Annotated in this window: 24 protein-coding genes and 1 pseudogene; 12 read left to right on the top strand and 13 right to left on the bottom strand. The window is 67.6% G+C overall.

Annotation, left to right across the window (positions count from 1 at the left end):
- Positions 1-182 precede the first annotated feature (182 nt).
- A pseudogene (locus TY25_RS44030) lies at positions 183-254 on the top strand (hypothetical protein); the annotation flags it as partial.
- Between the two features lie 55 nt (positions 255-309).
- Here TY25_RS44030 and TY25_RS14455 read toward each other — a convergent pair.
- A complete protein-coding gene (locus TY25_RS14455) occupies positions 310-2,412 on the bottom strand; it encodes a HelD family protein (RefSeq protein WP_042256558.1) in 2,103 nt (700 codons plus the stop codon).
- 92 nt (positions 2,413-2,504) lie between these two features.
- On the opposite strand from TY25_RS14455, the gene TY25_RS14450 reads away from it, so the two are divergent.
- A complete protein-coding gene (locus TY25_RS14450) occupies positions 2,505-3,146 on the top strand; it encodes a TetR/AcrR family transcriptional regulator (RefSeq protein ID WP_042256557.1) in 642 nt (213 codons plus the stop codon).
- A 55-nt stretch (positions 3,147-3,201) separates the two neighbouring features.
- Here TY25_RS14450 and TY25_RS14445 read toward each other — a convergent pair whose 3' ends face one another.
- From TY25_RS14445 to TY25_RS14435, 3 genes are all read right to left on the bottom strand, one after another.
- The gene (locus tag TY25_RS14445) at positions 3,202-3,525 is read right to left on the bottom strand and encodes a hypothetical protein (RefSeq protein WP_146154079.1); all 324 of its coding nucleotides are present in this window, start codon (positions 3,523-3,525) and stop codon (positions 3,202-3,204) included.
- Positions 3,526-3,635: 110 nt separating this feature from the next.
- Positions 3,636-3,920, bottom strand: a complete 285-nt coding sequence (locus TY25_RS14440) for a GNAT family N-acetyltransferase (protein WP_042256555.1) — start codon at positions 3,918-3,920, stop codon at positions 3,636-3,638.
- Between the two features lie 41 nt (positions 3,921-3,961).
- Positions 3,962-5,320: an FAD-binding oxidoreductase gene (locus TY25_RS14435; RefSeq protein WP_042256553.1), complete on the bottom strand. Its 1,359-nt coding sequence runs from the start codon at positions 5,318-5,320 to the stop codon at positions 3,962-3,964.
- Between the two features lie 105 nt (positions 5,321-5,425).
- Here TY25_RS14435 and TY25_RS14430 point away from each other — a divergent pair, with 105 nt between their 5' ends.
- On the top strand, positions 5,426-5,947 hold the full coding sequence (locus TY25_RS14430) for a GtrA family protein (RefSeq protein WP_042256674.1): 522 nt from the start codon (positions 5,426-5,428) through the stop codon (positions 5,945-5,947).
- A gap of 42 nt (positions 5,948-5,989) precedes the next feature.
- Here TY25_RS14430 and TY25_RS14425 read toward each other — a convergent pair whose 3' ends face one another.
- From TY25_RS14425 to TY25_RS14415, 3 genes are read right to left on the bottom strand one after another with little or no spacing between them, the layout of a single operon-like run.
- Positions 5,990-6,643, bottom strand: a complete 654-nt coding sequence (locus TY25_RS14425) for a Type 1 glutamine amidotransferase-like domain-containing protein (RefSeq protein ID WP_042256552.1) — start codon at positions 6,641-6,643, stop codon at positions 5,990-5,992.
- Complete coding sequence (locus TY25_RS14420) at positions 6,643-7,482, bottom strand: maleylpyruvate isomerase family mycothiol-dependent enzyme (protein ID WP_042256550.1); 840 nt, start codon at positions 7,480-7,482, stop codon at positions 6,643-6,645. Before TY25_RS14420 ends, TY25_RS14425 begins: the two co-directional genes overlap by 1 nt.
- Positions 7,479-7,967 (bottom strand): HIT family protein, encoded by a 489-nt coding sequence (locus tag TY25_RS14415; RefSeq protein WP_042256549.1) that lies wholly within the window; start codon positions 7,965-7,967, stop codon positions 7,479-7,481. Before TY25_RS14415 ends, TY25_RS14420 begins: the two co-directional genes overlap by 4 nt.
- A 397-nt stretch (positions 7,968-8,364) precedes the next feature.
- Here TY25_RS14415 and TY25_RS14410 point away from each other — a divergent pair, with 397 nt between their 5' ends.
- From TY25_RS14410 to TY25_RS42630, 5 genes are all read left to right on the top strand, one after another.
- Positions 8,365-9,483: a Re/Si-specific NAD(P)(+) transhydrogenase subunit alpha gene (locus TY25_RS14410; protein WP_042256547.1), complete on the top strand. Its 1,119-nt coding sequence runs from the start codon at positions 8,365-8,367 to the stop codon at positions 9,481-9,483.
- Positions 9,483-9,800: an NAD(P) transhydrogenase subunit alpha part 2 gene (locus TY25_RS14405; protein ID WP_029897870.1), complete on the top strand. Its 318-nt coding sequence runs from the start codon at positions 9,483-9,485 to the stop codon at positions 9,798-9,800. The genes TY25_RS14410 and TY25_RS14405 overlap by 1 nt, the downstream gene beginning before the upstream one ends.
- A complete protein-coding gene (locus TY25_RS14400) occupies positions 9,800-11,233 on the top strand; it encodes an NAD(P)(+) transhydrogenase (Re/Si-specific) subunit beta (protein ID WP_193125435.1) in 1,434 nt (477 codons plus the stop codon). Before TY25_RS14405 ends, TY25_RS14400 begins: the two co-directional genes overlap by 1 nt.
- Before the next feature lie 85 nt (positions 11,234-11,318).
- Complete coding sequence (locus tag TY25_RS14395; RefSeq protein ID WP_042256545.1) at positions 11,319-12,482, top strand: DUF5925 domain-containing protein; 1,164 nt, start codon at positions 11,319-11,321, stop codon at positions 12,480-12,482.
- 112 nt (positions 12,483-12,594) lie between these two features.
- Positions 12,595-13,392 (top strand): LppU/SCO3897 family protein, encoded by a 798-nt coding sequence (locus TY25_RS42630; RefSeq protein ID WP_052382967.1) that lies wholly within the window; start codon positions 12,595-12,597, stop codon positions 13,390-13,392.
- 30 nt (positions 13,393-13,422) lie between these two features.
- Here TY25_RS42630 and TY25_RS14385 read toward each other — a convergent pair whose 3' ends face one another.
- Together TY25_RS14385 and TY25_RS14380 are read right to left on the bottom strand one after the other, a co-directional pair.
- Positions 13,423-14,616 carry an MFS transporter gene (locus TY25_RS14385; protein ID WP_042256669.1) on the bottom strand — a complete coding sequence of 398 codons (1,194 nt, stop codon included), beginning with the start codon at positions 14,614-14,616 and terminating at the stop codon, positions 13,423-13,425.
- 72 nt (positions 14,617-14,688) lie between these two features.
- Positions 14,689-15,537 (bottom strand): SDR family oxidoreductase, encoded by an 849-nt coding sequence (locus TY25_RS14380; protein WP_042256543.1) that lies wholly within the window; start codon positions 15,535-15,537, stop codon positions 14,689-14,691.
- Between the two features lie 81 nt (positions 15,538-15,618).
- On the opposite strand from TY25_RS14380, the gene TY25_RS14375 reads away from it, so the two are divergent.
- Positions 15,619-16,572 (top strand): AraC family transcriptional regulator, encoded by a 954-nt coding sequence (locus TY25_RS14375; RefSeq protein WP_042256542.1) that lies wholly within the window; start codon positions 15,619-15,621, stop codon positions 16,570-16,572.
- Between the two features lie 29 nt (positions 16,573-16,601).
- Complete coding sequence (locus tag TY25_RS14370) at positions 16,602-16,991, top strand: acyl-CoA thioesterase (RefSeq protein WP_042256668.1); 390 nt, start codon at positions 16,602-16,604, stop codon at positions 16,989-16,991.
- A 91-nt stretch (positions 16,992-17,082) separates the two neighbouring features.
- On the opposite strand, the gene TY25_RS14365 is transcribed toward TY25_RS14370, so the two are convergent.
- From TY25_RS14365 to pdhA, 3 genes are read right to left on the bottom strand one after another with little or no spacing between them, the layout of a single operon-like run.
- Positions 17,083-18,492, bottom strand: a complete 1,410-nt coding sequence (locus tag TY25_RS14365; RefSeq protein WP_042256667.1) for a dihydrolipoamide acetyltransferase family protein — start codon at positions 18,490-18,492, stop codon at positions 17,083-17,085.
- A gap of 30 nt (positions 18,493-18,522) precedes the next feature.
- Positions 18,523-19,506 carry an alpha-ketoacid dehydrogenase subunit beta gene (locus tag TY25_RS14360; protein ID WP_042256540.1) on the bottom strand — a complete coding sequence of 328 codons (984 nt, stop codon included), beginning with the start codon at positions 19,504-19,506 and terminating at the stop codon, positions 18,523-18,525.
- On the bottom strand, positions 19,503-20,615 hold the full coding sequence (gene pdhA, locus TY25_RS14355) for a pyruvate dehydrogenase (acetyl-transferring) E1 component subunit alpha (RefSeq protein ID WP_042256539.1): 1,113 nt from the start codon (positions 20,613-20,615) through the stop codon (positions 19,503-19,505). Before pdhA ends, TY25_RS14360 begins: the two co-directional genes overlap by 4 nt.
- A gap of 907 nt (positions 20,616-21,522) precedes the next feature.
- On the opposite strand from pdhA, the gene TY25_RS14350 reads away from it, so the two are divergent.
- Complete coding sequence (locus TY25_RS14350; protein WP_115347077.1) at positions 21,523-21,771, top strand: hypothetical protein; 249 nt, start codon at positions 21,523-21,525, stop codon at positions 21,769-21,771.
- Here TY25_RS14350 and TY25_RS42625 read toward each other — a convergent pair.
- Complete coding sequence (locus tag TY25_RS42625) at positions 21,768-22,235, bottom strand: hypothetical protein (RefSeq protein ID WP_146154077.1); 468 nt, start codon at positions 22,233-22,235, stop codon at positions 21,768-21,770. The genes TY25_RS14350 and TY25_RS42625 overlap by 4 nt on opposite strands.
- 510 nt (positions 22,236-22,745) lie before the next feature.
- Between TY25_RS42625 and TY25_RS14340 the strand changes: the two genes are divergently transcribed.
- The gene (locus tag TY25_RS14340; protein WP_029897892.1) at positions 22,746-23,237 is read left to right on the top strand and encodes an Lrp/AsnC family transcriptional regulator; all 492 of its coding nucleotides are present in this window, start codon (positions 22,746-22,748) and stop codon (positions 23,235-23,237) included.
- Positions 23,238-23,260: the final 23 nt, after the last annotated feature.

The raw sequence follows: 23,260 nt of genomic DNA, 5'->3' as shown, positions 1-23,260 counted from the left end.
TAGACGACACAACTGACGACAACGGCGCCGACACCCTGACTACGGATCAGGTGTTCGCCAGGCCGTCTACAGGCCGTGGGAGGCCGAAAAGTGGCCAGAACGGCCGAGAACCCATGAGATGCGAACTGGCAGCTCAGGGGTAGTTTTCGGCGAATTCGCCGACGTCAGTCAGGACCGCCCGAGAGATCACCCAGATCTACGAGGGCACCAACCAGATCCAGCGCGTCGTCATGAGCCGCGCCCTGCTGCGCTGATCCACGCGGGCGAGAAGTCAACGGTGGCACCGGGTTCCGGTGCCACCGTTTTTCGTCAGGCGCTCATGGCGGGTTCTCGGAGCAGGGGGGTCGGTAGGGGAGCGGCGTGCAGGACCGTGAGGGTGCTCACGGCTCGGGTGAGGGCGACGTAGAGGCGGTGCAGGCCACGGGGTTCCGCGTCGACGATGGTGGCGGGCTCGACGACCACTACGGTGTCGAATTCGAGGCCTTTCGCCAAGGTGACGGGGACGAGGTTCAGGCGCGCGGCGTCGATGCTCGCCTCGTCGGTGCCGAGCAGAGTGTGCGAGAGTCCCGCATCGGTCAATGAGCGGTGCAGTGCCGGGATATCGCCGTCGGCGGCAATGAGCCCGATCGACCCGGCTTCGGAAAGTGCTCTGGCACAGTCTGTTACGGCAGCGCCATGCAGTTCTGCCGCAGACGTGCGCACCACGCGCAGAGCCTGCGCGGACTGCCGGAACGAGGACGGTCCGCGCAGGTCCGGGGCGATATGCGGCAGCAGGCGGGCCGCGTAGTCGATGACCTGGGCCGGCACGCGATAGCCGCGCGTCAATTCCTCGATCACACCGTCGGTTCGGTCGAGATGGCCGAGGACCTCGGTCCAGTCCGTGACGGCCGAGGGGCTGGTGGCCTGCGCGAGATCGCCGAGCACCGTGCAGGATCCGGTCGCGCGACGGGCGATCGCCCGCAGCTGCATGGGACTGAGGTCCTGGGCCTCGTCGACCACGATGTGGCCGAGTTTCGCGGGCCGTTCGATCATGCTCGCGGCTTCATCGATCAGCACGAAATCTGCCCTGGACCATCGCATTCGGCGCACGGTGCGGGGCGGTGCCGTGGACCGGATTGCACTCTGTTCGGCGGGCGAGAGCAGGCCGTCCGCCATCCGGGCCAGCTGGTCCGGATCGGTGAGGAGATCGAAAACGATTCGGGCGGAATCGGTTTCCGGCCACATCCGCTGCACAGCGCGCACGATCGCCTTGTTCCGGCACAGCTGGCGCAGCGTCGCGTCGGTGGTGCTGTGCCCCGCCTGTTCCATCCGGCGCAGCACGAGCAGGGCCAGTCGCCGGCCGAGCAACTCGATCCCCGTGCGGTAATCGGTCCCGCGTGCGCGTACCTCGTCGAGTTCTTCGGCGATCTCGTCGGAATACAGGTGCCAGGTCCGTTGCAGGTGTTTGACCGGCACGGCCTCCTCCAGTGGCCGGACGCGCGACCAGAGCAGGCGCCGAATGACCTCGGCCATCCTGGCGTCCCCCTTGATCCGCTCGGCCTGCGGATCATCCACGTGCGCAGTGTCATTCGAGCCGGTGAGCTCTTCGACGGTGGTTTGCAGTACGGCCACTTCGCCCAGGGCGGGCAGCACATTGCGGACGTAGTCGAGGAAGGCGCGGTTGGGCCCGATGACGGCGACGCCGCCCTCCCGCTGCAACCGTTCCCGCTCGGTGAACAGCAGATACGCCAGCCGGTGCAGGCCGACGGCGGTCTTGCCGGTGCCGGGCGCGCCCTGAATGCAGAGCGTGCGTTCCAGCGGAGCCCGGACGAGCCGCATCTGTTCGGGTTGGATGGTGGCGACGATGTCGCGCATCGGGCCCTTGCGTGGCCGTTCGATTTCCGCGGCGAGCAGCCGGCCGTCGCGGTCGGCGCCGTGGCCGTCGAGCGCTTCGTCCTCGAAGGCGGTGAGGGTGCCGGTGTGATCGAAGCCGAACCGGCGGCGCACCCGCACGCGCATCGCGTCCTGCGGATCGGCCTCGTAGAAGGCCCGCGACAGCGGCGCCCGCCAGTCGATGACCATCAGCTCACCGCGTTCGTCGGCGATACCGCGGCGTCCGATGTAGACGCGGTCGCTGTCCGGCGCGGACGAGGGTGCGCCCACTTCGCGGACCGCGTCGTAGAGTTCACCCGGCGGAAAGTCCAAGCGCCCGAAGAACAGTGGGACGTCGTCGAAGCCGGACAGCTCCTCGATCTGCGTCTTGTGGAACTCGCGCGCGGCGAAGTTCTGGAATTTGTCGAACACGTCGCCTTGGCCCAGACCGTCCGCCAACGCCGTGACCGCGGCGTCGCGCATGCGGGTCAGCGCGGCGCGGCACGAGGTCAGGTAGTCGCGTTCGGCACGGATTTCGGGCTCGACAGGATCGTGATGCATCGGCTCCCCACCTCGGTTTCGGAAATTTAACCCGGTAAACAATACAACCGCGTTAATTTGTAGACCAAGGTAATTTTCTCTACGCTGGCCGCATGGAGGCACCAGGACTGCGCGAACGCAAGAAGCTCCGGACGCGTCAGGCGATCCTGGACGCCGCTTTCGCGCTGTTCGAGGAGTCTGGTTTCGACGGCGCCTCGGTCGCCGAGATCGCCGCGGCCGCCGAGGTCTCCAAGCCCACCCTCTTCGCCTACTTTCCGACCAAGGAAGACCTGGTACTGCACCGATTCATGGACGGCGGCCGCGGGTCCGCGCACGTCGTCCGCGCCCGCCCGCCCGGCACATCGCCCTTGGCCGCCCTGCGTCAGGACTTCCTGGACCGCCTCGCGGACCGTGACCCGCTCACCGGCCTCAACGACACCCGCGCCGCCGTTACGTTCCACAATCTGCTGTATTCGACGCCCGCCCTGATGGCGCACCTGTCCGGCTACATGATCGATCAGGAACGCGACCTCGCCGCAGCGCTGCTCGCGTCCGGTGAGCCGGGCGACGAGTTCACCGCGCACCTGATCGCCGCGCAGGTGTTCAGCGCCCAGCGCATTCTCACGTCCTACAACGCCCAGGCCGTCCGCGCGGGCGCGCGCACCGAGGACATCTATCCGATCGCGGTCATCCGCGCCGAAACGGCCTTCGAACTCTTGGCGCACAGCCTCGCGATGTGTTCGCAGGGCGAGTAATGCGGGCGGCTATGAGCCTTCGGTCCACGTCCGATTGCGCGCTTTACCGGAGTGATCACCGGCTTGATTGATTGCCTGCTTGATTACTCGCGTTCCCGGATCGACCACCGGCGTTCCCGGATTGACCAGGCACGCCTGGTGATTCGTCGCCCGAGTGATCGCTGCCGCCGCGTTCGCTCGGACCGCTCGGCCGATTCTTGTCCGGACCGCCCGTTTGGCCGTCGAGCTCACCGCCGGGATTGCCCTGCTCTACGCAATTTTTGAAATCGGCGTAGCTGGCCGACTTCCGCGCGCACCGTTCCGCGACACCCGGGTCCGTCGGCTCTGCGGCGGCGAGGCCGGCGGAGCCGAGTGCCGCCGCGCCCAGCAGCGCGACCAAGCCGATCAGTTTCGAGCTCCGGTACATGCCCTACTCCGATCACATAGATGGAATCCATCGGCAACCGCATCGAGCAACCCGAAACTATCAGCCGGCGCGCGCCCCGGCGTTCAGCCGACGAGATCGGCGTATTCGCGGTGTTCGGCGATGTACTTCTCGACGTACCAGCAGGTGGGGACGACGGTGTAGCCGTTGGTGCGCGAATCCTGCAGCGCGAATTCGACCACCTGGGCGGCGACGCCGCGGCCCCGGAACTCGGGAAAGGTCATGGTGTGGTGGAAGTCGCGAACCTTCGTTTCTTCCCGCTCGGCGTAGTCGGCGTAGCCGGCGAGGGTGTCGTCGAGGTAGATCTCGAAACGGGTGTCGGCGACGTTGTGCTCGAGCCTGGTGGTCATGATTCGGTGAAACTCCTTCGCGGCCGGGAATGTTCCATGGGTCAGAGAATCGCGCCCGGATTGAGGATGCCGTGCGGGTCGAGCGCGTCCTTTATGCGCTGGGTCAATGCCATCACGTCGGCGCCGAGTTGGTCGGGTAGCCACGCCTTCTTCAAGCGCCCGACCCCGTGCTCGCCGGTGATGGTGCCGCCGAGCGCGATGGCCAGATCCATGATTTCGCCGAAGGCGCGGTGCGCGCGCTCGGTCATGGCGGCGTCGGCGGGGTCGTGCACGATCAGCGGGTGTGTGTTGCCGTCGCCGGCGTGCGCGATCACCGAGATGGTCACCTCGTTGCGCGCGGCGATCTCGGCGACACCGGTCACCAGGTCGCCGAGCCGGGGCAGCGGGACGCCGACGTCCTCCAGCAGCAGCGCGCCCAGCTTCTCCACCGCGGGGATCGCGAACCGCCTTGCCGCGGTGAAGGCTTCACCTTCCTCGGCGTCGGCGGTGTGGAAAACCTCGGTCGCACCGGCCTTTTCGCAGGCGGCCAGTATAATCTCGGCTTCCCGCCCGGCGAATTCGCCGGGCGCGTCCGAGCGCGCGACGAGCAGTGCGGCGGCCTTGCGATCCAGGCCCATCCGTAGTTCGTCCTCGACCGCGTTGATCGAGACCGAATCCATGAATTCCAGCATGGCGGGCCGCAATTCGCCGGTGATGGCGAGAATCGCGTCGACGGCGGCGGTCAGGGTGGCGAACGAGGCGACGACGGTGCTCTGCGGCGGCTGGGCGGGCAGCAGGCGCAACGTCAGCTCGGTGATGACGCCGAGCGTGCCCTCGCTGCCGACGAACAGTTTGGTCAGCGACAGTCCGGCCGAATCCTTGAGCCGGGGGCCGCCGAGCCGCAGCACCGTCCCGTCGGCGAGCACCACCTCCATGCCCAGCACGTAATCGGTTGTCACGCCATACTTCACGCAGCACAGCCCGCCGGCATTGGTGGCGGCGTTACCGCCGATCGAGCAGATCTCGAACGACGACGGGTCGGGCGGATACCAGAGGCCGTGCGCGGCGACAGCGCGTTTCACCTCGGCGTTCAGCAGCCCCGGTTGCACGACCGCGGTCCGGGTGACCGGGTCGACGGTGATCGCCCGCATCCGCTCGGTGCTCAGCACCAGTCCGCCGTCGACTGCCGTGGCGCCGCCGGACAGCCCCGACCCGGCCCCGCGCGGCACGACGGGCACGCGCCGTTCGTGTGCCCAGCGCAGCGCCGCGGCGACATCCTCGGTGCTCGTCGCACGCACCACCGCGACCGGCGTGCCGGCCGCGGGATCGCGCGCCCAGTCCTGCCGGTAGCTCGCCAGCAGATCAGGGTCGGTGACGACCGCACCCTCGGGCAGTCGGTCGATCAGGTCACTAACGTCCACAACCCCACGCTAGTCCGCCGGGGCACGCCACGGCCGCCCCGGCGGATCGACGCGGCGTTGCCGGATGATCATCTGGTGGTCACCTGCCGCTGGCACCCTGGCAGCGTGCACGAGCCGGCGCAGACCACCGACAACATTGCCGACCGCTTCACCCGATGGTGCGAGGCGGTCGTCGCGTGGCTGCCGTGGGGCCTGAATCGTCTTGTCGCGCCGACCTTCCTCGGCTTCGCGCTGATCAACAGCGGCACCTTCGGCGTGGACCTGGCCCTGCTCACCCTCTTCCATGGTGGGCTGGGCCTGCCGGTCTGGCTGTCGGTCTCGGTCGCCTACGTGTGTGCGTTCGGGTTGAGTTTCGTGCTCAATCGCACCTTCAACTTCCACTCGCACGCGCCGGTCGGCAAGCAGGCCGGGGTCTACGTCGTGGTCGTGGCGATCAATTACGCCGCGTTCATCCTCGGCGTCGGCAGCGGACTCACCGCGCTCGGCGTCGACTATCACCTGGCGCGGTTGCTCGCGGGCGGCTGCGAAGCGGTCTACATGTACAGCGCGATGCGCTGGGTCGTGTTCCGCCGCGACGCGAAGGCCGAAGTCGCACCCCCGCGCGACGTGCGGTCGCCGACGTCGTAGCGCGGCGGCGAAGACGGTTTCCGCGTTCGTGATCAGGCTTGTTCAGGACCCCGCTGAACCGATCAGCACCTCGGTGCGATCGCCGTCGACGACGATCGCGTCGTCATCGGTGAGCGCCCAGTGCGGGATGCCCTCGGCGCGATAGGACTCGGCGAGCCGATCGCACAGGCCGAGCGGGTCGGTCGGCGAGGCGATGTGCGGCACGATCCGCTGTTGCACCAAACCCAGTCCGTCCCAGCGCGGTTCGATTCCGCACGTGGGCTGGACCTCGGCCGGGTCGTCGGAGGATTCCAGTCCGTGCAGATCGGGGGTCAGCAAGCAGGCGCCGGCGCTGTAGCCCGCGTACACGAGCGCGTCGGCCGCCAGCAGCCGGGGGAGCACGACATCGGCGCCGCTGCGGGCGAATTGGGCGCGCAGCACGAAGGTGTTGCCGCCGCGCACCCACAGCAGGGGGAATTCGGCCAGCGTGCGCTCCAATTCCGCCGGGCGGCCGACGAAGTCGCGCAGATCCACCGTCTCCGGCTCGTACCCGAGCCTGCGCAGCGGGACGATATCGCTGATGATCGCCGACTCCCACAGCTCGGGCCAGGCGTCACAGGCGTTGGGAATCAACGCGACTCGGCCGGGTTCGCCGACGAGGGCGGCGAGCCGGTCGTAATGCGCGCCGAAGCGGTAGCTGGACAGGAACAGGCGCATCAGATGGTGAACGCGAGATTCTGCACGAGTCGTTGCCCGAGTTCCTGATCGCCGCTGATGGTGATCCGGTCCAGGTGCTGGTCCGCGGTGGTCCGTCCGCCGCCGAGCCGGACGAAATCCGCTGCAGGCAAATGGATGTCGACGGTCGGGGAACTGTCGAAGGCGTCCACGAAGTTCGCCCGGTCCGCCACCTGGATGTGCAGCGAGCGCGCCAGCGGTCCGGTCAGCGAGAAGGTGATCCGTGCACCGTTGGGCGCCCCACCCTTTTTCACCACGATCCGCGGGATGCTGCCGAGAAATTCGGTGAAGGCGAATTCGCCGCGCTGCCCGCCCTCGTCCACCCGGACGCCCAGCGCGTCGGCGATATCGAGTTCGTGCATCCAGCAGTCGAACAGCCGCACCCGCATGAACCGGCCGTAGCTGACCAGCCCGATCGGCGACTGGGTCTGGGCCTGCCAGTCCACGTCGCCGAGGGCGTGCAGCGCCGCCCGGCGTCGTCCCGTGACGTCGTGGAACATCTCCAGCAACCGTTCGCCGGACAGCGGCCGCAGCCGGTCCACCCAGATCTCGTTGAGCACCGCCGTCTCGTTGCGGACGTGCGGCAGCGTGCGCACGTCGGCCTTGGGCGTCAGCGGGTCGTGCGCGGGCGGGCGCTCGCCGAGCAACCACGATTCGGTGCCGACGACGTGCGCGACCACGTCGAACACGGTCCAGCCGGGCAGTGCCGTCGATGTCCGCCACTGGTTTTCGTCGAGGCCGGTGACCAACGCGGCGATCGCGTCCCACTGTTCGGACAGCAGTTTGGTCAGTTCGGCCCGGTCCAGGGTCGGGTCGATCATTCGTGTGCTCCTTCTTCCGGCCGGTCCGCGCCCGGCCGCTGCCGACTCGATGCTTCGTCTTTTTCCAGCGCCGCGATGCCGGCCTGGATGGCGGCCGCGGTCGATTGCGGATCGTGCGGCCTGCGCAGCAGGAAGCCGGCGGCGAAGCGCAGCTTGTCGCCGTGGCTGCGCGGGATCACGTGCAGATGAACGTGCGGAACGGTCTGAAACGCGGCGGTGCCGTCGTTGAGCACCAGGTTCGCGCCGTCGGCGGCGAGCGGGCTGCGCCGTACCGCGAGCGCGAGCCGATGCCCGGCCCGGAAGACGTAGGCGCCGAGTTCGGCGTCCAGATCCTCCAGTTCGGTGGCGTGCTGCTTGGGGATCACCAGCGTGTGGCCGCGGGCGATGGGCCGGATGTCGAGAAAGGCGCAGAGCGAGTCGTCCTCGTACACCTTTGTTGCGGGGGCAACGCCGGCCACGATGCGGCAGAAGACGCAGTCGGTCACAGGCTGGACCTTACGGCGTACGAGCGGCCCGGAACACCCCGGCGCGAGAATCGATCATGATGCACGTCACTTCCCAGGCCTGGCGTCCCCCGCCTGACCTGGTGCCGAACCTTCGAGTAAGTAATGGACCTGCACGTTCGGTCTTGTCGCGGCCAGCCGCGGCGACCACCATCAGAACCGGCGCTCATCCGAACAACCACCGCGCAGGAGGTGACCCCGATGACCTCGAGAACCCGGCATATCGGCGGAATCCGGCGCGATCGTGTGACGGGCGTCTCAGCGGTCCGCACAACACGCCGGGTACAGTTGCGAGGATTTGGGCGACCTTACTCTGAAGTAACATCGTCCGGCCGTCCATCTGTTGCCTGCAAGCTCAGCACAAGAAGGAACTGACATAGTGGAGACAACGCAGAGCGTAGGCGATCAGTCGCCACGCGGCGCGCGTGTCGGAGTCGTTCGCGAGTCCAACGCGGGCGAACGACGTGTCGCATTGGTGCCGAAGATCATTCCGACCCTGCTGAAGCAGGGGGTGCAGGTGGTGGTCGAGTCCGGTGCCGGTCTCGGCGCGCTCATTCCCGACAGCGCCTACGAAGAGGCCGGCGCGACTATCGGCGACCCCTGGTCGGCCGACGTGGTCGTGAAGGTCGCCCCGCCCAGCGACGCCGAGGTGGCCAAGCTGTCCGACGGGCAGACCCTGATCGGCTTCCTGGCCCCGCGCAACGCGGACAATCAGATCGGCAAGCTGAAAGCCGGTGGCGTGCAAGCGTTCGCGGTCGAGGCGATTCCGCGGATCTCGCGTGCGCAGGTGATGGACGCGCTGTCCTCGCAGGCCAATGTCGCGGGCTACAAGGCCGTGCTGCTCGCGGCGTCGGAGTCGACGCGCTTCTTCCCGATGCTCACCACCGCCGCGGGCACCGTGAAGCCCGCGACGGTGCTGGTGCTCGGCGTGGGTGTCGCGGGCCTGCAGGCGCTGGCCACCGCCAAGCGCCTCGGCGGCCGCACCACCGGGTACGACGTGCGGCCCGAGGTCGCCGACCAGGTGCGCTCGGTCGGCGCGCAGTGGCTCGATCTCGGCATCGACGCGGCCGGTGAGGGCGGCTACGCCCGCGAACTCACCGACGAGGAAAAGGCCGAGCAGCAACAGGCTTTGGAAGACGCGATCAAGGGTTTCGACGTGGTGATCACTACCGCGCTCGTACCCGGCCGTCCCGCACCGCGCCTGGTGACCGCGGCCGCCGTCGAGGGCATGAAGCCCGGCAGCGTGATCGTCGACCTGGCCGGGGAAACGGGCGGCAACTGCGAACTCACCGAGCCGGGTGAAACCGTGGTCAAGCACCAGGTCACCATCGCCTCGCCGTTGAACCTGCCCGCGACGATGCCCGAGCACGCCTCGGAGCTGTACTCGAAAAACATTGCGGCACTGCTGGAACTGATGCTGAAGGACGGTGCGCTGGCACCCGACTTCGAGGATCAGGTGCTCGCCGATTCCTGCGTCACCCGGGAGAGGGAAGCCTGATGTACACCGAACTGCTCGCGAACATCGCGATCCTGGTGCTCTCCGGGTTCGTCGGGTTCGCCGTCATCTCCAAGGTCCCCAACACCCTGCACACCCCACTCATGTCCGGTACCAACGCCATTCACGGCATCGTCGTGCTCGGCGCGCTGGTCACCCTGGGCAACGTGCAGGACCCCTCGATCCTGACCCAGATCATCCTGTTCGTCGCCGTCGTCTTCGGAACCCTCAATGTCATCGGTGGTTTCGTGGTGACCGACCGGATGCTGGGCATGTTCAAGGGCAAGAAGGCGGCAGCGCCGGCGAAGGCGGAGAAGTGATGCATACCTTCGACAACGTGACCTACCTGGTCAACGGTCTCTACATCATCGCGTTCGGCATGTTCATCTACGGTCTGATGGGCCTGACCGGTCCGAAGACCGCGGTGCGCGGCAACCTGATCGCCGCCGTCGGCATGTTCATCGCCGTGGTCGCCACCCTGATCTCGGTGCGCCACACCAGCAATTGGATCCTGATCGTCGCCGGACTGGTGGTCGGCATCGCGCTCGGCGTGCCGCCCGCGCAGTTCACCAAGATGACCGCCATGCCGCAGCTGGTCGCCGCGTTCAACGGTGTCGGCGGTGGCACGGTGGCGCTCATCGCGTGGTCGGAATTCATCAACAGCCAAGGCTTTTCGCACTTCGACGAAGAGCCGACGGTGCACATCGTCATCGGTTCGCTGTTCGCGGCGATCATCGGCTCGGTTTCGTTCTGGGGCTCGCTGATCGCGTTCGGCAAACTCCAGGAGATCCTGCCCGGCCGCCCGATCGGTCTCGGCAAGCTGCAGCAGCCGTTGAATCTGCTGCTGCTCCTGGGCGCGATCGCGGCCGCCGTGGTGATCGGCGTCGGCGCCACCAATGACGGTGTGTCCCAACTGTGGATGATCGCGGTCCTGGTGCTGGCCGGGGTGCTCGGCCTCGCCGTGGTGCTGCCGATCGGCGGCGCGGATATGCCGGTGGTCATCTCGCTGCTCAACGCGCTGACCGGATTGTCGGCCGCCGCAGCGGGTCTGGCGCTGAACAACACCGCCATGATCGTCGCGGGCATGATCGTCGGCGCGTCCGGCACCATCCTCACCAACCTGATGGCCAAGGCGATGAACCGGTCCATTCCGGCGATCGTCGCGGGCGGATTCGGCGGTGGCGGAACGGCGCCCGGCGCCGGCGGCGATGGGGAGAACAAGCAGGCCAAGGCCACCTCCGCCGCGGACGCCGCGATTCAGATGGCCTACGCCAACCAGGTGATCGTGGTCCCCGGCTACGGCATGGCCGTCGCCCAGGCCCAGCACGCGGTCAAGGAGATGGCGGCGCTGCTCGAAGCCAAGGGCGTCGAGGTCAAATACGCCATCCACCCGGTCGCGGGCCGCATGCCCGGTCACATGAACGTGCTGCTGGCCGAGGCGGAGGTCTCCTACGACGCGCTCAAGGAAATGGACGACATCAACGGCGAATTCGGCCGCACCGATGTCGCCTTGGTGATCGGCGCCAACGACGTCACCAACCCCGCGGCGCGCGAGGATGCCAGCAGCCCGATCTACGGCATGCCCGTCCTCAACGTCGACCAGGCCAAGAGCGTCATCGTGCTCAAGCGCTCGATGAACTCCGGCTTCGCGGGTATCGACAACCCGCTGTTCTACGCCGATCACACCTCGATGCTGTTCGGCGACGCCAAGAAGTCCGTCGGTGCGGTCACCGAGGAGCTGAAGGCGCTGTAGGGATTCGGATTCGAACGGCCTCCTGCGCACGCGGGAGGCCGTTCGGCGTTAAACCAGTGGACAGGCGCGGTCCGCAGGCCCGATCATGCTCCGAGTGTCCGCACGTAACGAGCCCCTTCGGTTGATCGACCCGAGTGAGCCCTCGGCCGATCTCGCCGAGCGGCTGCCGTGGACTGTCGCTGTCGACTCGGCCTATTCGACGCGCGACGCGATCGATGCGCTGGCGGTCAGTCCCTTTCTGCGCGGTGATCAGCCGTGCGCGCGCACCGCGCATCTCGAGCGGATCAAGCCCGACGCCCTGCTGCGGCCGGAGCACGGCCGGGTGGTGCGCTCGACGCAGGACGACGACAGCGGTGCCGCGCTGGTGGTCGGGGCGGGTTGGTCGCTGCGCGCGGTCCGGTGGTCGGGTGGCTCGGCGATGGTCGAGGTCACCGCCGTCACCGACGAACTCGCGACGACCGTGCTCGCCGAGGCCATCCGCGACGCGGCCGCGCAGCCGGAAATCGGCGAGACCATCGAGATGGGCTTCTGGCATATGAACAGCCACGGTCCGCAGCGGCGTGGTCGCACCATCACCGCGCCGACCTGGCCGGAAATCCGTGGCAACTATGCCGCCGACGTGGCGGGCGCGCTGGACCGGCTGATGGCGTTGACCGCCGCGGACGTGCGCGGCCGGCTGGTGCTGCTGCACGGCCCGCCGGGCACCGGAAAGACCACCGCGCTGCGTGCGCTCGCGCGCGCCTGGGGGCCGTGGTGTCAGTTCGACTGCGTGCTCGACCCCGAGGTGATGTTCGCCAAGCCCGGTTATCTGATGGATGTCGCGGCGGGCATCGACGGCGACGAGGACACCAAGCGCTGGCGCATGCTGGTGCTCGAGGACTGTGACGAACTGATCCGCGGCGAGGCCAGAGAAACTGCGGGACAGGGGCTTTCGCGCCTGCTCAACCTGACCGACGGCATGCTCGGCCAAGGCCGGGACGTGCTCGTGGCGATCACCACCAACGAGGATCTGACCCGGCTGCACCCGGCGGTGACCCGTCCCGGTCGCTGCCTGGCGCAGCTCGAGGTCGGGCGGCTCTCACCCGCCGAGTCGGCGGCCTGGCTGGCCCGGGAACAGCGTCCGGAAACCCCGGGAGAGGTCTCCTGTCCGGACGGCGCCACGCTGGCGGAACTGGTCGCGTTGCGCGACGGGGACACCAAGATCCAGTCGGTGCCTGCGGATCCGGTCAACCCGGGCCTCTACCTCTGAGGGCGTAGCGGCAATCACCCAGCGCACGGCCGTCGGATCGATCGGCTAGATTCTGTGAGTTCGTTCGGCCGCCGAGTGCGGCCGAGTTCGCGTAAACCCTGGGGAGGGGAACATGACCACACCACCGAACTATCCATATCCGGGGCAACCCGGCGGCCAGGGCTATGCCCAGCCGAGCTACCCGCAGGCGCAGGGGTATCCGGGTCAGGCGGCACAGCCGGGTTACGGGGCGGGCTATCCGCCGCCCGGCACCGGATATCCGCCGCAGCCGGGCATGCCACAGCAGGGCATGCCGCCGCAGGGTTTCCCGCCACCGCAAGGCGTTCCACCGCAAGGCTTTCCGCCGCACGGCGGACAGCCCGGGTTCCCGCCCGGTGCCTTCCAGCCGCCGGGGCCGCCGCCGCGTTCGGGCGGCAAGGCCAAGGCGATCATCATCACTGTCGTCATCCTGGGCATAATCGCCGTGGTCGCCCTCGTCGTCAGCGTCGGGCGACCGGACGGCAAGAAGGTCGCGGTCGGCGAGTGCGCGAAACTGTCCGGCACCACCTACAAGGCCGAGTTCGCGATCAAGGAATGCTCCGATCCCGAGGCCAATTACGTGGTGGCACAGCGGATCGACGGATCGAACAAGAACTGCGAGAACAAGGACTACGCCAGCTACTACGAGACCGGTCGCAACGGTTACACGCTGTGCCTGCGCCTCAATGTGAAGGAAGGGGACTGCATCAAGAGCGGCACGCTGGCGGCGAGCACCAAGGTCGCCTGCAGCTCCGCCGCCGACTACAAGATCGGCCGCATCGTGCGGGGCAGCGCGGACAAGTCCGCGTGCGGCTCGAAATACACCGAGGACAGCACCATCGTGTATCCGAAACCGGATCCGATGACACTCTGCCTGGTGGCACCCAAGTAGTCCCGGGCGGCGAGCGGAATTCGCTGTGTGTCAGCGTTTTTCGCTTGCCGCCTGCGGCGCGGCCACGGCCCCCGCGTATGCGCAGCACACCACCATGGCCACCAGCGGAACCAGGAAGGTGGCGGTCAGCGGAATGACCGCGCTGAGCCAGCCGATGACAGCGGGGCCCGCGAGCAAGCCCAGATAGCCCAGGCTGAAGACCCGCGCCATGTCGGTGGCCGCGGTTGCGGAGCCGAGATTGCCTGCGGCGGTGAAGATCTGCGGTACGGTGCCGGACAGGCCGAGACCCGCCATGGCCCAGCCGAGCAACGACAACGGCACCCACGGCGACACCATGATGACGGTGAGGCCGAGCGCGGCGAGCAAGGTGCCGTAGCGGACCACCGCCACCCGCCCGAATGCGCCGCTCACCCGGTCGGCGGCGAGTCGGCCGCCGGTCATGGTGACCGAGAACGCGCCGAACGCCAGGGCGGCCGTGGCCTGGTCGACGCCGAGGTGCTCGCGCATCTGCAGCGTGCTCCAATCACCGGCGACGCCCTCCGCGAGCAGCACCGCGAAGGCGATCGCGGCCAGCGCCAGCACCTTTCGCCGATGCGCCTGCCCGGATGTCAGGTCGGCGGTTACCCCTTCGCCCGCGGCCGGGGTCACGGCCCGAGGCTCGGTCTCGCTGTCCCCCAGCAGGCGCGGTACGAGCGCCGCCGTCAAGAGGACACAGCCGGTCGCGGCCAGTGTCAACGTCATTCGCAGATCCCAGCCCGCGCGCAAGGTCGCCGCGCCGAGCAGCGAACCCAGCAGGCCGCCGCCGGAGAACAGCGCGTGGAAGGCCGACATGATCGGCCGCCCGTAGGCCCGTTCCACGTGCACCGCTTGGGTGTTCATCGAGACGTCCAGCGCGCCGTTGCCGAAACCGAAGCAGCACAGGGCGATCGCCAACGTCACCGGGCCGGTGGCCAGTCCGGGGCCGAGCACCGCCACCGAGGCGATCACCGCGGCGGTGCCCACCAGCGTCCGGCTGCCGAATCGATCCGCGAGCGGGCCGGCGATCCGCATGCCGACGATGCCCGAGCCCGCCATCAGCAGGATGAACATGCCGAGCGTGGACTTCGCGACACTGGTCCGGTCCGTGATCGCCGGAATGTGCACCACCCACATGGCGAGCAGGAATCCGTTCAGCCCGAACACCGTGAACACGGCGACGCGAGCGAGGCGGAGCGTGCGATCCATCGTCGGACTGAACACCCCTTCGACGGTACCGATGATCTTCGCGCCTGGCGCGGATCGATGCCGGGTGCGGTCTCAGCGCGGCTGGATATCCCAGACGCCCGTCGCGGCTGCCTCCTTCGCGTAGTCGGCGAAGTCCTTGGGTTCGCGGCCCAGCGCCCGCCGCACACCGTCGGTGGTGGCCGAGTTGCGGCCGTCCAGCACTGTGCCGAACAGGTAGTCGAGCAGGCTCACCACATCCGCGGGTACGCAATAATCGGTCAGCGCCGCAACGAATTCCGTGCGCGTCACCGGCACGAAGACGATCTCGCGCCCCGTCACCTCGGCGATCTGCGCGACCGCCGCGGTGAACGACAGGGCGCGCGGCCCGGTCAGCTCGTAGACCGCGCCGGCGTGCCCGTCTGCGGTGAGCGCCGCGGTGGCGACCTCGGCGATATCGTCGGCGTGCACGAACGGCTCCGGCACGTCGCCGTTGGGCAGCGCGATCGCACCCGCCAGGAGGTATTCGGTGAACGCGCCCTCGCTGAAATTCTGGGCGAAGAAACTACAGCGCAGCACGGTCCAGTCGAGGCCGGACTGCTGCACGATCTCCTCGCACTCCAGCGCCTCCGGCTCACCGCGACCGGACAGCAACACCAGTCGGCGCACGCCGCATCGCTTCGCCACCGCGGCGAACGCCCGCAGCGTCTCGGGTGCGCCCGGTACCGCGAGGTCCGGTTGGAAGGCGACGTAGGCGGCGTGCACACCGGTCAACGCCGCGGGCCAGGTGCTGCGGTCGGCCCAGCTGAACGGAATATCGGCAGTGCGGGAGCCGACCCGGACCCGGTGGCCCGCCGCGGTGAGTCGCGCGGCGACCCGGCTGCCGGTCTTACCGGTGCCGCCGGTGACGAGGATGCGGGGCCGGGAATCGGTGCTGTGTGTCATGGATCCAGTACATCCGCGGGCGGCGAGACGGAACATGGTTCAACAGCTCATGATCATGCGTAATCGTCTAGGGTTGATGGCGTGGATGCGCTCGCCAGTCTGCTCGAAGGTCCCCGTGCCAGAGGCGCGTTCTTGATGTGTTCGATGCTCGCGCCGCCCTGGTCCCTGCACATCCAGGACGAGGCGCCGCTCACCGTGGTGTCGATGGTGCGCGGCGGCGCCTGGATCATACTGGGCCAGCACGCGCCTCGACAGCTGTGCGAGGGCGATATCGCGATCTTCCGCGGGCCCGACCACTACACGGTCGCCGACGATCCGGCCACCGAGCCGCAGATCTACATCCATCCGGGCAACGTCACCAAGACCGCCGACGGTGAGATACTCTGCGAGACATTGAGTCTCGGCGTGCGGCAGTGGGGCACCGACGCCGATGGCGCGACCATGATGATCACCGGCACCTACGAGTCGGCGGGCGCGGCCAGCCAGCGGCTGCTGCGCGCGCTGCCGCCGGTGATCGTGTTGCAGCGCGGCGATTTCGACACCCGGCTGCTCGACATCCTGGTCGACGAGGCGGTGAAAGACGAACCCGCACAGGGGGCGGTACTCGATCGGCTGCTCGACATGGTGCTGATCGCCGCCCTGCGCGCCTGGTTCGCCCGCAACGACGCGCCCGCCTGGTACCACGCCTACAGCGATCCGCTCGTCGGCAAGGCGCTGCGGCTGCTGCAGCACAATCCGGCGCACGGCTGGACGGTGGCCGGCCTGGCCGAGGCGGTCGGGGTGTCCAGGGCCGCGCTGGCCCGGCGCTTCACCGATCTGGTCGGCGAGCCGCCGATGTCCTTCCTCACCGAGTGGCGGCTGGCGCTGGCCGCGGACCTGCTCGCCGAATCCGACGCGACCATCGAGTCCATCGCCCGCCAAGTCGGGTACGGCAGCGCGTTCGCCCTCAGCGCCGCGTTCAAACGCCACTTCGGCGTCAGCCCGCGCGACCACCGGCAGGGCGCGAACCCGCCTGAGCTAGTGTCGGCCGGGTGACGCAGCAGCAGTATCCGGTGCTCTGGCCGATGCCGACCCGGTGGGCGGACAACGACCACTACGGGCACGTGAACAACGTGACCTACTACTCGTACTTCGATACCGCGGTGAACGCGTGGTTGATGCACGCCACCGGCACCGACATCCGTGAGCTGCCCGCGCTCGGCGTCGTCGCGCAGACCTCCTGCCAGTACGTCGGCTCGCTCAGCTTCCCCGACCGGCTCCAGGTCGGCCTGCGCATCTCCCGGCTGGGCCGGTCCAGCATCACCTACGATCTCGCCATCTTCCGCAAGGCCGACGACGACCTCGAGCTGGCCGCCACCGGCACCTTCGTGCACGTCTACGTGGACGCCGAAACCCGCAAACCCGTCGAGATCCCCGCCGTGATCCGCACCGCCGCAGCGCAACTGACCACCTGACTTCCCGCACCCCTTCTGTCTTCCCGCACTCGCTATGCCACGCCACAGCGGGTGCGGGAAGGCGAAAAGGGTGCGGGAAGCTGGAGAGGGGTCAGATGCGGCTGAGCAGCGTCAGCGGATCCTCTAGTAGGGCGGCGGTTGTCGACAGGAAGCGGGAGGCTAGTTCGCCGTCGATCATCCGGTGATCGAAACTGATGCCCAGGGTGGTGACCCAGCGGACCGCGAGTTCGTCGCGGAATACCCAGGGGCGCTTGCGGATCGATCCCAGGCACAGGATCGCTGCCTCCCCGGGATTCACCAGCGGTACGCCGGTGTCGACGCCGAAGACGCCGACGTTGGTGATGGTGAAGGTGCCGCCGCGCAGGTCGGTGGGGCTCGCGCCGCCGGATCGGGCGGTCTCGGCCAGCCAGCCGATCTCGCGGGTCAGGTCGCGCAGGCTCAGTGACTGCGCTTCTTTGATGTTCGGTACCAGCAGGCCGCGATCGGTCGCCACCGCGATCCCGAGATTCACGTAGTGCTTGGTGACGATTTCCTGATTCGCTTCGTCCCAGAAAGTATTGATCCCGGGGAATTCGGTGAGCGCGGCGAGCGCGGACTTCGCCACCAGCGCGAGCGGGGTCAGGGTAAGTCCGGCAAAGGGTTTCGTGCTGCGCAGGTGGTCGAGCAGTTCCACCGACGCGGTGCAATCCAGGGTGACGAAGGTACTGGCCTGGGGAATGGTGCGGGCACTGGCCAGCATGGCCGCGGCGGTGCGCTTGCGCACGCCGGTGATCGGCACCCGCTCTTCCCGGGCCGGCGGGCGGCTCACCCCCGCGTGCGGGTCGGTGACCGCGGCGGGCTCCGGCCGGGGTGTCACCGGGCGCGGTTGCGAGACCGGGACCGCGCCGCGCACGTCGTCCACGGTGACCGCGCCGCCGGGCCCGGAACCCGCGACGAACCACAGATCGATGCCGATCTCGCGGGCCAGCCTGCGCGCCGCGGGTGTCGCGGCGGCTCGACCGGCGGACCGGCTGCTGCCGGACTGATCCGTGTCGATCGACGAAACCAGCTGTGCCGCAGGCTGTTCAGGGATCGAATCGGGCGTGTCACCGCCCTGCGGCGGAGTGGGGTCCGCCGTGGCGGCAGGCCTGCGCCGCCGGGATACGGTTTCCCCCTCCGGGCCGTAGCCGACGAGCACCGCGGTCCGTCCGTTGTTCGTCTCACCAGCCGCGCTGTCCTGCGCCGGTTGCTGATCGCTCTGTATTCGGATCAGCGGCGCCCCGACCAACACGGTCTCGCCCGGTTCCGCGAGCAGCTCGACCACTCGCCCGGCGAACGGCGAAGGCAGCGCCACCACCGCCTTCGCCGTCTCCACCTCGGCGATCGTCTGGTTGAGCGCCACGTCGTCGCCGACGCCGACCGACCAGGAGACCAGTTCGGCGTCGGCGAGACCTTCCCCTAGATCAGGGAGGCGGAATTCCAGGACGTTCCCCGAACCGGGTTCGTCGGCGCGATCTTCCACGTGGGCACCTCTCACTGCGGCGTACCGGCGTCAGGCGGCGAGCGTTCGATCGACCGCGGCGAGAATGCGGTCGGGATCGGGGAGATGGAACTTCTCGAGCTTAGCGGGGGGATAGGGGATATCGAATCCGCCGACGCGCAGCACCGGCGCCTCCAGGTGATAGAAGCACCGCTCGGTGATCCGCGCCGCGATCTCGGCGCCGAGACCCGCGAACACCGGGGCCTCGTGCGTGATGACCAGTCTGCCGGTCTTGGCCACCGATTCCTCGATGGTGTCGAAGTCGATCGGCGAGAGGCTGCGCAGATCGATCACTTCGAGCGAATGCCCTTCTTCCGCAGCTATTTTCGCGGCCGTCAACGCGGTGGCCACGGTGCCGCCGTACGCGACGACGGTGGCGTCGCCGCCCACGGTGCAGACCCTGGCGCGGTCCAGCGGTAGCTCCCCGTCGCGGTCCAGCGCGAGGAAATCGACCTCGGCCTTGTCCCAGTAGCGCCGCTTCGGCTCGAAGAAGATCACCGGGTCGTCCAGCGCGATCGCCTGGCGGATCATCAGATACGCGTCGGCGGGGTTGCTCGGCGTCATCACGCGCAACCCGGCGGTGTGCGCGAAGTAGGCCTCCGGCGATTCCGAATGGTGCTCCACCGAACCGATCCCGCCACCGAACGGAATGCGAATCGTGATGGGCGCGATCACCTTTCCCTGCGTCCGGTAGTGGATCTTCGCTACATGCGAGACGATCTGATCGAAGGCGGGATAGACGAAGCCGTCGAACTGGATCTCGCACACCGGCCGGAAGCCGCGCAGCGCCATGCCGAAAGCCGTTCCCACGATGCCGGATTCGGCCAGCGGAGTGTCGACGACCCGATTGTTGCCGAAGTCCTTCTGCAATGCGTCGGTCACCCGGAACACCCCGCCCAGCCGCCCGATGTCCTCGCCCATGAGCAGTACTTTGGGGTCGTCCTCCAGCGCGCGCCGCAATCCGGTGTTCAATGCGCCGGCGAAAGTGGTGATCATGAAGGGACTCCTTCCGGTCGCGCGGGCGCATCGCTGGGATCGCCAGCCAGATACTCCGCGTATTCCCGTCGCTCTTCGGTGATGAGCGCATGCGGGGAGGCATAGACGTGATCGAACAGGTCGATCGGCGCCGGATCGGGCATATCGATGGTCGAGGTGCGCACCTGCCGGGCCACCTCGTCGGCGTGCTCGGCGACGCGGCGCTGGAACTCGTTGTCGAACAACGACTCCCGTTCGAGCAGCCGGCGCAGCCGATCGATCGGATCGCGGCGCGCCCACTCTTCCGTTTCGGCGGCCGAACGGTAACGGGTGGGGTCGTCGGCGGTGGTGTGCGGGCCCATCCGATAGGTGAGCGCCTCGATGAACGACGGACCGCCGCCGCTGCGGGCCCGCGCGATCGCCTGCCGCGTCACCGCCAGCACCGCGAGCACGTCGTTGCCGTCGACCTGCACGCCGGGGATGCCGTAACCGTAGGCGCGGCGCACGATCGGGGTCTGGCTCTGCACCCGGACCGGTTCGCTGATCGCCCAATGGTTGTTCTGGCAGAGGAACACTACCGGTGCGCTCCAGCTCGCCGCGAAACCCAGTGCCTCGGCGATATCGCCCTGGCTGCTCGCGCCGTCACCGAAGTAGGTGATCGTCGCGATCTCCGCGCCTTCCAGATGCGCGGCGTACGCGTAACCCGTCGCGTGCAGTCCTTGCGAGCCGACGATGATGTTCGGATTGGTCATGTTGACCGCGTTCGGATCCCAGCACGAATGCGCGACACCGCGCCACATTCGGGTGATCTCGGTGGGATGCACGCCGCGGCAGTAGGCGACGGCCGCCTCGCGGTAGCTGCAGAACACGTAGTCGTCGGGGTGCAGTGCGCGGGCCGAACCGACCTGGGTGGCTTCCTGTCCCAGCAGCGGCGCCCACAGGCCCAGTTGTCCCTGACGTTGCAGGGCGGTCGCCTCGGTGTCGATGCGCCGGGTGACGACCATGTCCTCGTATAGGTCCCGTAGTTGATCGGGGCCTATGTCGGCGACCAGTGCGGCGTACTCGCGAGCTAGGACGCGGTGTCCGTCGGGCTGGACCAATTGGACCGGATATTCGATCTTCTCTGGCATCGGGGTCCGCCTCCTCACGGGTGCGCATGTGCTCTACCTCACAGCATCCACGAGAATGCGATGTGCGCAAGTGAACGACACGCGAATGCGCAGAATGCTCAATTCCGACCAGTACGTTGCTGTCATGCTGCGTCGAATGCCCAGCGACGGCCTGCGATCAGCGAAGATGGTCCCGCGGTCGGATGCGCGCTCGAAATATGGGACGAATCGGACTCACATGACGTGGCGGTAGTCCATGGTCGGAGGGACCGAGATTTATGGGCGTGTCGGCCTCGCGGCACCCCGTCCAGCCACTATCCCAGCGAGCCGAGTTCATGCCAGGCGAGCAAGAAGCTGACTGCCCGACCGCGACCAGCATCGAAAACCCTCGTCCGGGACGGAGGAATTCGTCTATTGCGGGTTGTTGCGGCAACTACGACCCCCATCGGGACGGTTCCATCCGCGTCGCGAAACCACGGTCGTTGCCCTGCAACCTGTCACCGGTCGATCCTAACAGTCCACCAGCGGAAAGCTGCACGAAATCTCCACGGATTCAACACAACTGACCGAATCGGCGCTGCTAGCTCGACCGCATGGCCGCTTCTGCGCGTGCAGCCACGCGCAATCGTGTGTTCGGGATCGCCTACATGGCGCAGCTCGCCGCAGTGACCGCGTTTGTTGTGTCGTGGGCCTATTTCTACGCGGCCCTCTTCTGGGAGGCACCCGGTCGCGGCGCTCCTCGTCGGCGTATCGGCCGCTCTCGCCACTTTCGTGGTGAAAGTCGCCATTGCCGACGTAGATTCCTATGGCGCACAGGGTCTCGGCAAAATCGGCTGGATGGGTCTCTCCGGCGGATTGCAGACGAGCATGCTGCAGGCCGTCTTGGCCGGTGCCGCCGCGATGGCGGTAGTCGACAGTGGTGACGGCGATGATCGCCGTGGTACCCACCGCTGTGCTGAGCGCCATCTCGATGACCTTGGTGGCCGACGCGGCTGACAGTCCGTCCGGCAGCAGCGATCTGCCGGATCTCAGCGTATTCGTCATCGTGCTGTACACCTTGGTCGCGGTCGAGGTCAGCGCTGTCGGGCTGTTGTATTTCTCCGGCGTGCCCGTCGGACGATGGCTCGCTGCCCGCAAACCTCGACCGCATCCGGCGATCGAGAACTCAGAAGACTAGCCGCCTACGATCAGCTTGATAGGGGTCGCCTTCGCCTCCGGATAAGTATTCTGACGTTGTTCTCCGGCATGGCAACTTGCCGTTATAACTCGCTCCCCGGCGCGTACACGAGCAAGGCCGGCCTGCTTTGTCTGCCCCGGGAAAACGCGATCTCGGCCGTCTTTGTAAATGATGAGCGGGTTGCGTTCTCCGGCGACCGGGAACGTGTCATCCATATACGCCCAACAATTGACACCCGAGAACTCGGCGTTCGGGTTGGAGACCGTCACATCTATTGTGTGACCCCAGCCATCACCTCGATCTGGAGTCAGCGTTGCCGACAATATCGGCGCCGCCAATTCTCCCTGTTCAGCGGTCTGGAGTGGTGCTGCCGTGGTAGCGGGCGCGAAGAACGCCACCCCGACGAGTAGTGCAATGACTCCGCCTGCCCGGTGAAGGATGCCGCGACCCGATGTCTTGCTCATTCTTTGTCCTCCCCATTGCGCACTGCTGCGAATTCGTGCAGCGTCGATGATGCTAACCGCTGCGCCGAATCCATTCGTATTCTTCGCTGAAACAGACGCAGATCTCGAACTTTCTGTGGGAAAGTTCACTGAAAAGAGGGCTTTGGCAGCGAGCAAGCCCCGACGTGCAAGCTTTCACAATGAGTGACCAATCCCGCAACGATGAATCCGGGTGTCGCCCGGCGATATCGCCATCCTCGCGTCCGACGGTGCCGCCGCGTTCGCGCGACTGTCGCCCGGCCTCAGCGGCTTGACCGCGGCCGTCGTTATCACCGTGTTGCCGTATCACCGATCGGCCGGACAATGGTGCAAACGCCCCACGGCCTGGCGAGTCGAGCAGGCCACCGCAGCAGGCAGCGGTCACCGGCGGTCGATCCGGTGACTACGTGGAGGTGTACAAAGGGCCTCTGGCCTGGACAAATACCGGGTCAGCGGCCACTGGGGAGTGCCAGTGGTGCCATACTGCGATGCATGACCAGAGAAACGGCCGACGTGACCTTGGACGCGACCGACGCCAGGTTGTTACTGGAGCTGGTCGCCAATCCGAGAGCGACGGGTGTGGAACTGGCGGCCCGGCTGGGGCTGTCCCGCAATACCGTGCAGGCGCGACTGTCGCGCTGGGAGGCGGGTGGAGTGCTCGGCAGTTTCGAGCGCCGGGTACAACCTCGCGCGCTCGGCTATCCGCTGTCCGCGTTCGTCGCGGTGGTCGTGGATCAGCACCAATTGGATTCCGTGGTAACCGAACTCGCCGAGGTGCCGGAGGTCACCGAGGTGTGCGGCATGACCGGGCTCACCGACCTGACCGTACGGGTCGTCGCGAAGGACGCCGACGATCTGTACCGGATCGCCGGACAGATATTGAAGATTCCCGGCGTGGAGCGCACCAACATGGCGCTGGTCATGCGGGAACTGGTCGGCCCGCGCACCGCCCCGCTGCTGGACCGGCTGGCCGGCGCGAACTGAGCGGGGGCGCGCCACTGGCAGCG

It is taken from the genome of Nocardia brasiliensis NBRC 14402 (assembly GCF_000308475.2).
In the GTDB taxonomy this organism is placed as follows: Bacteria; Actinomycetota; Actinomycetes; order Mycobacteriales; family Mycobacteriaceae; genus Nocardia; species Nocardia brasiliensis.
The sequence above is the reverse complement of the archived record's forward strand: the minus strand, read 5'-3'. Positions and strand labels throughout refer to the sequence as shown.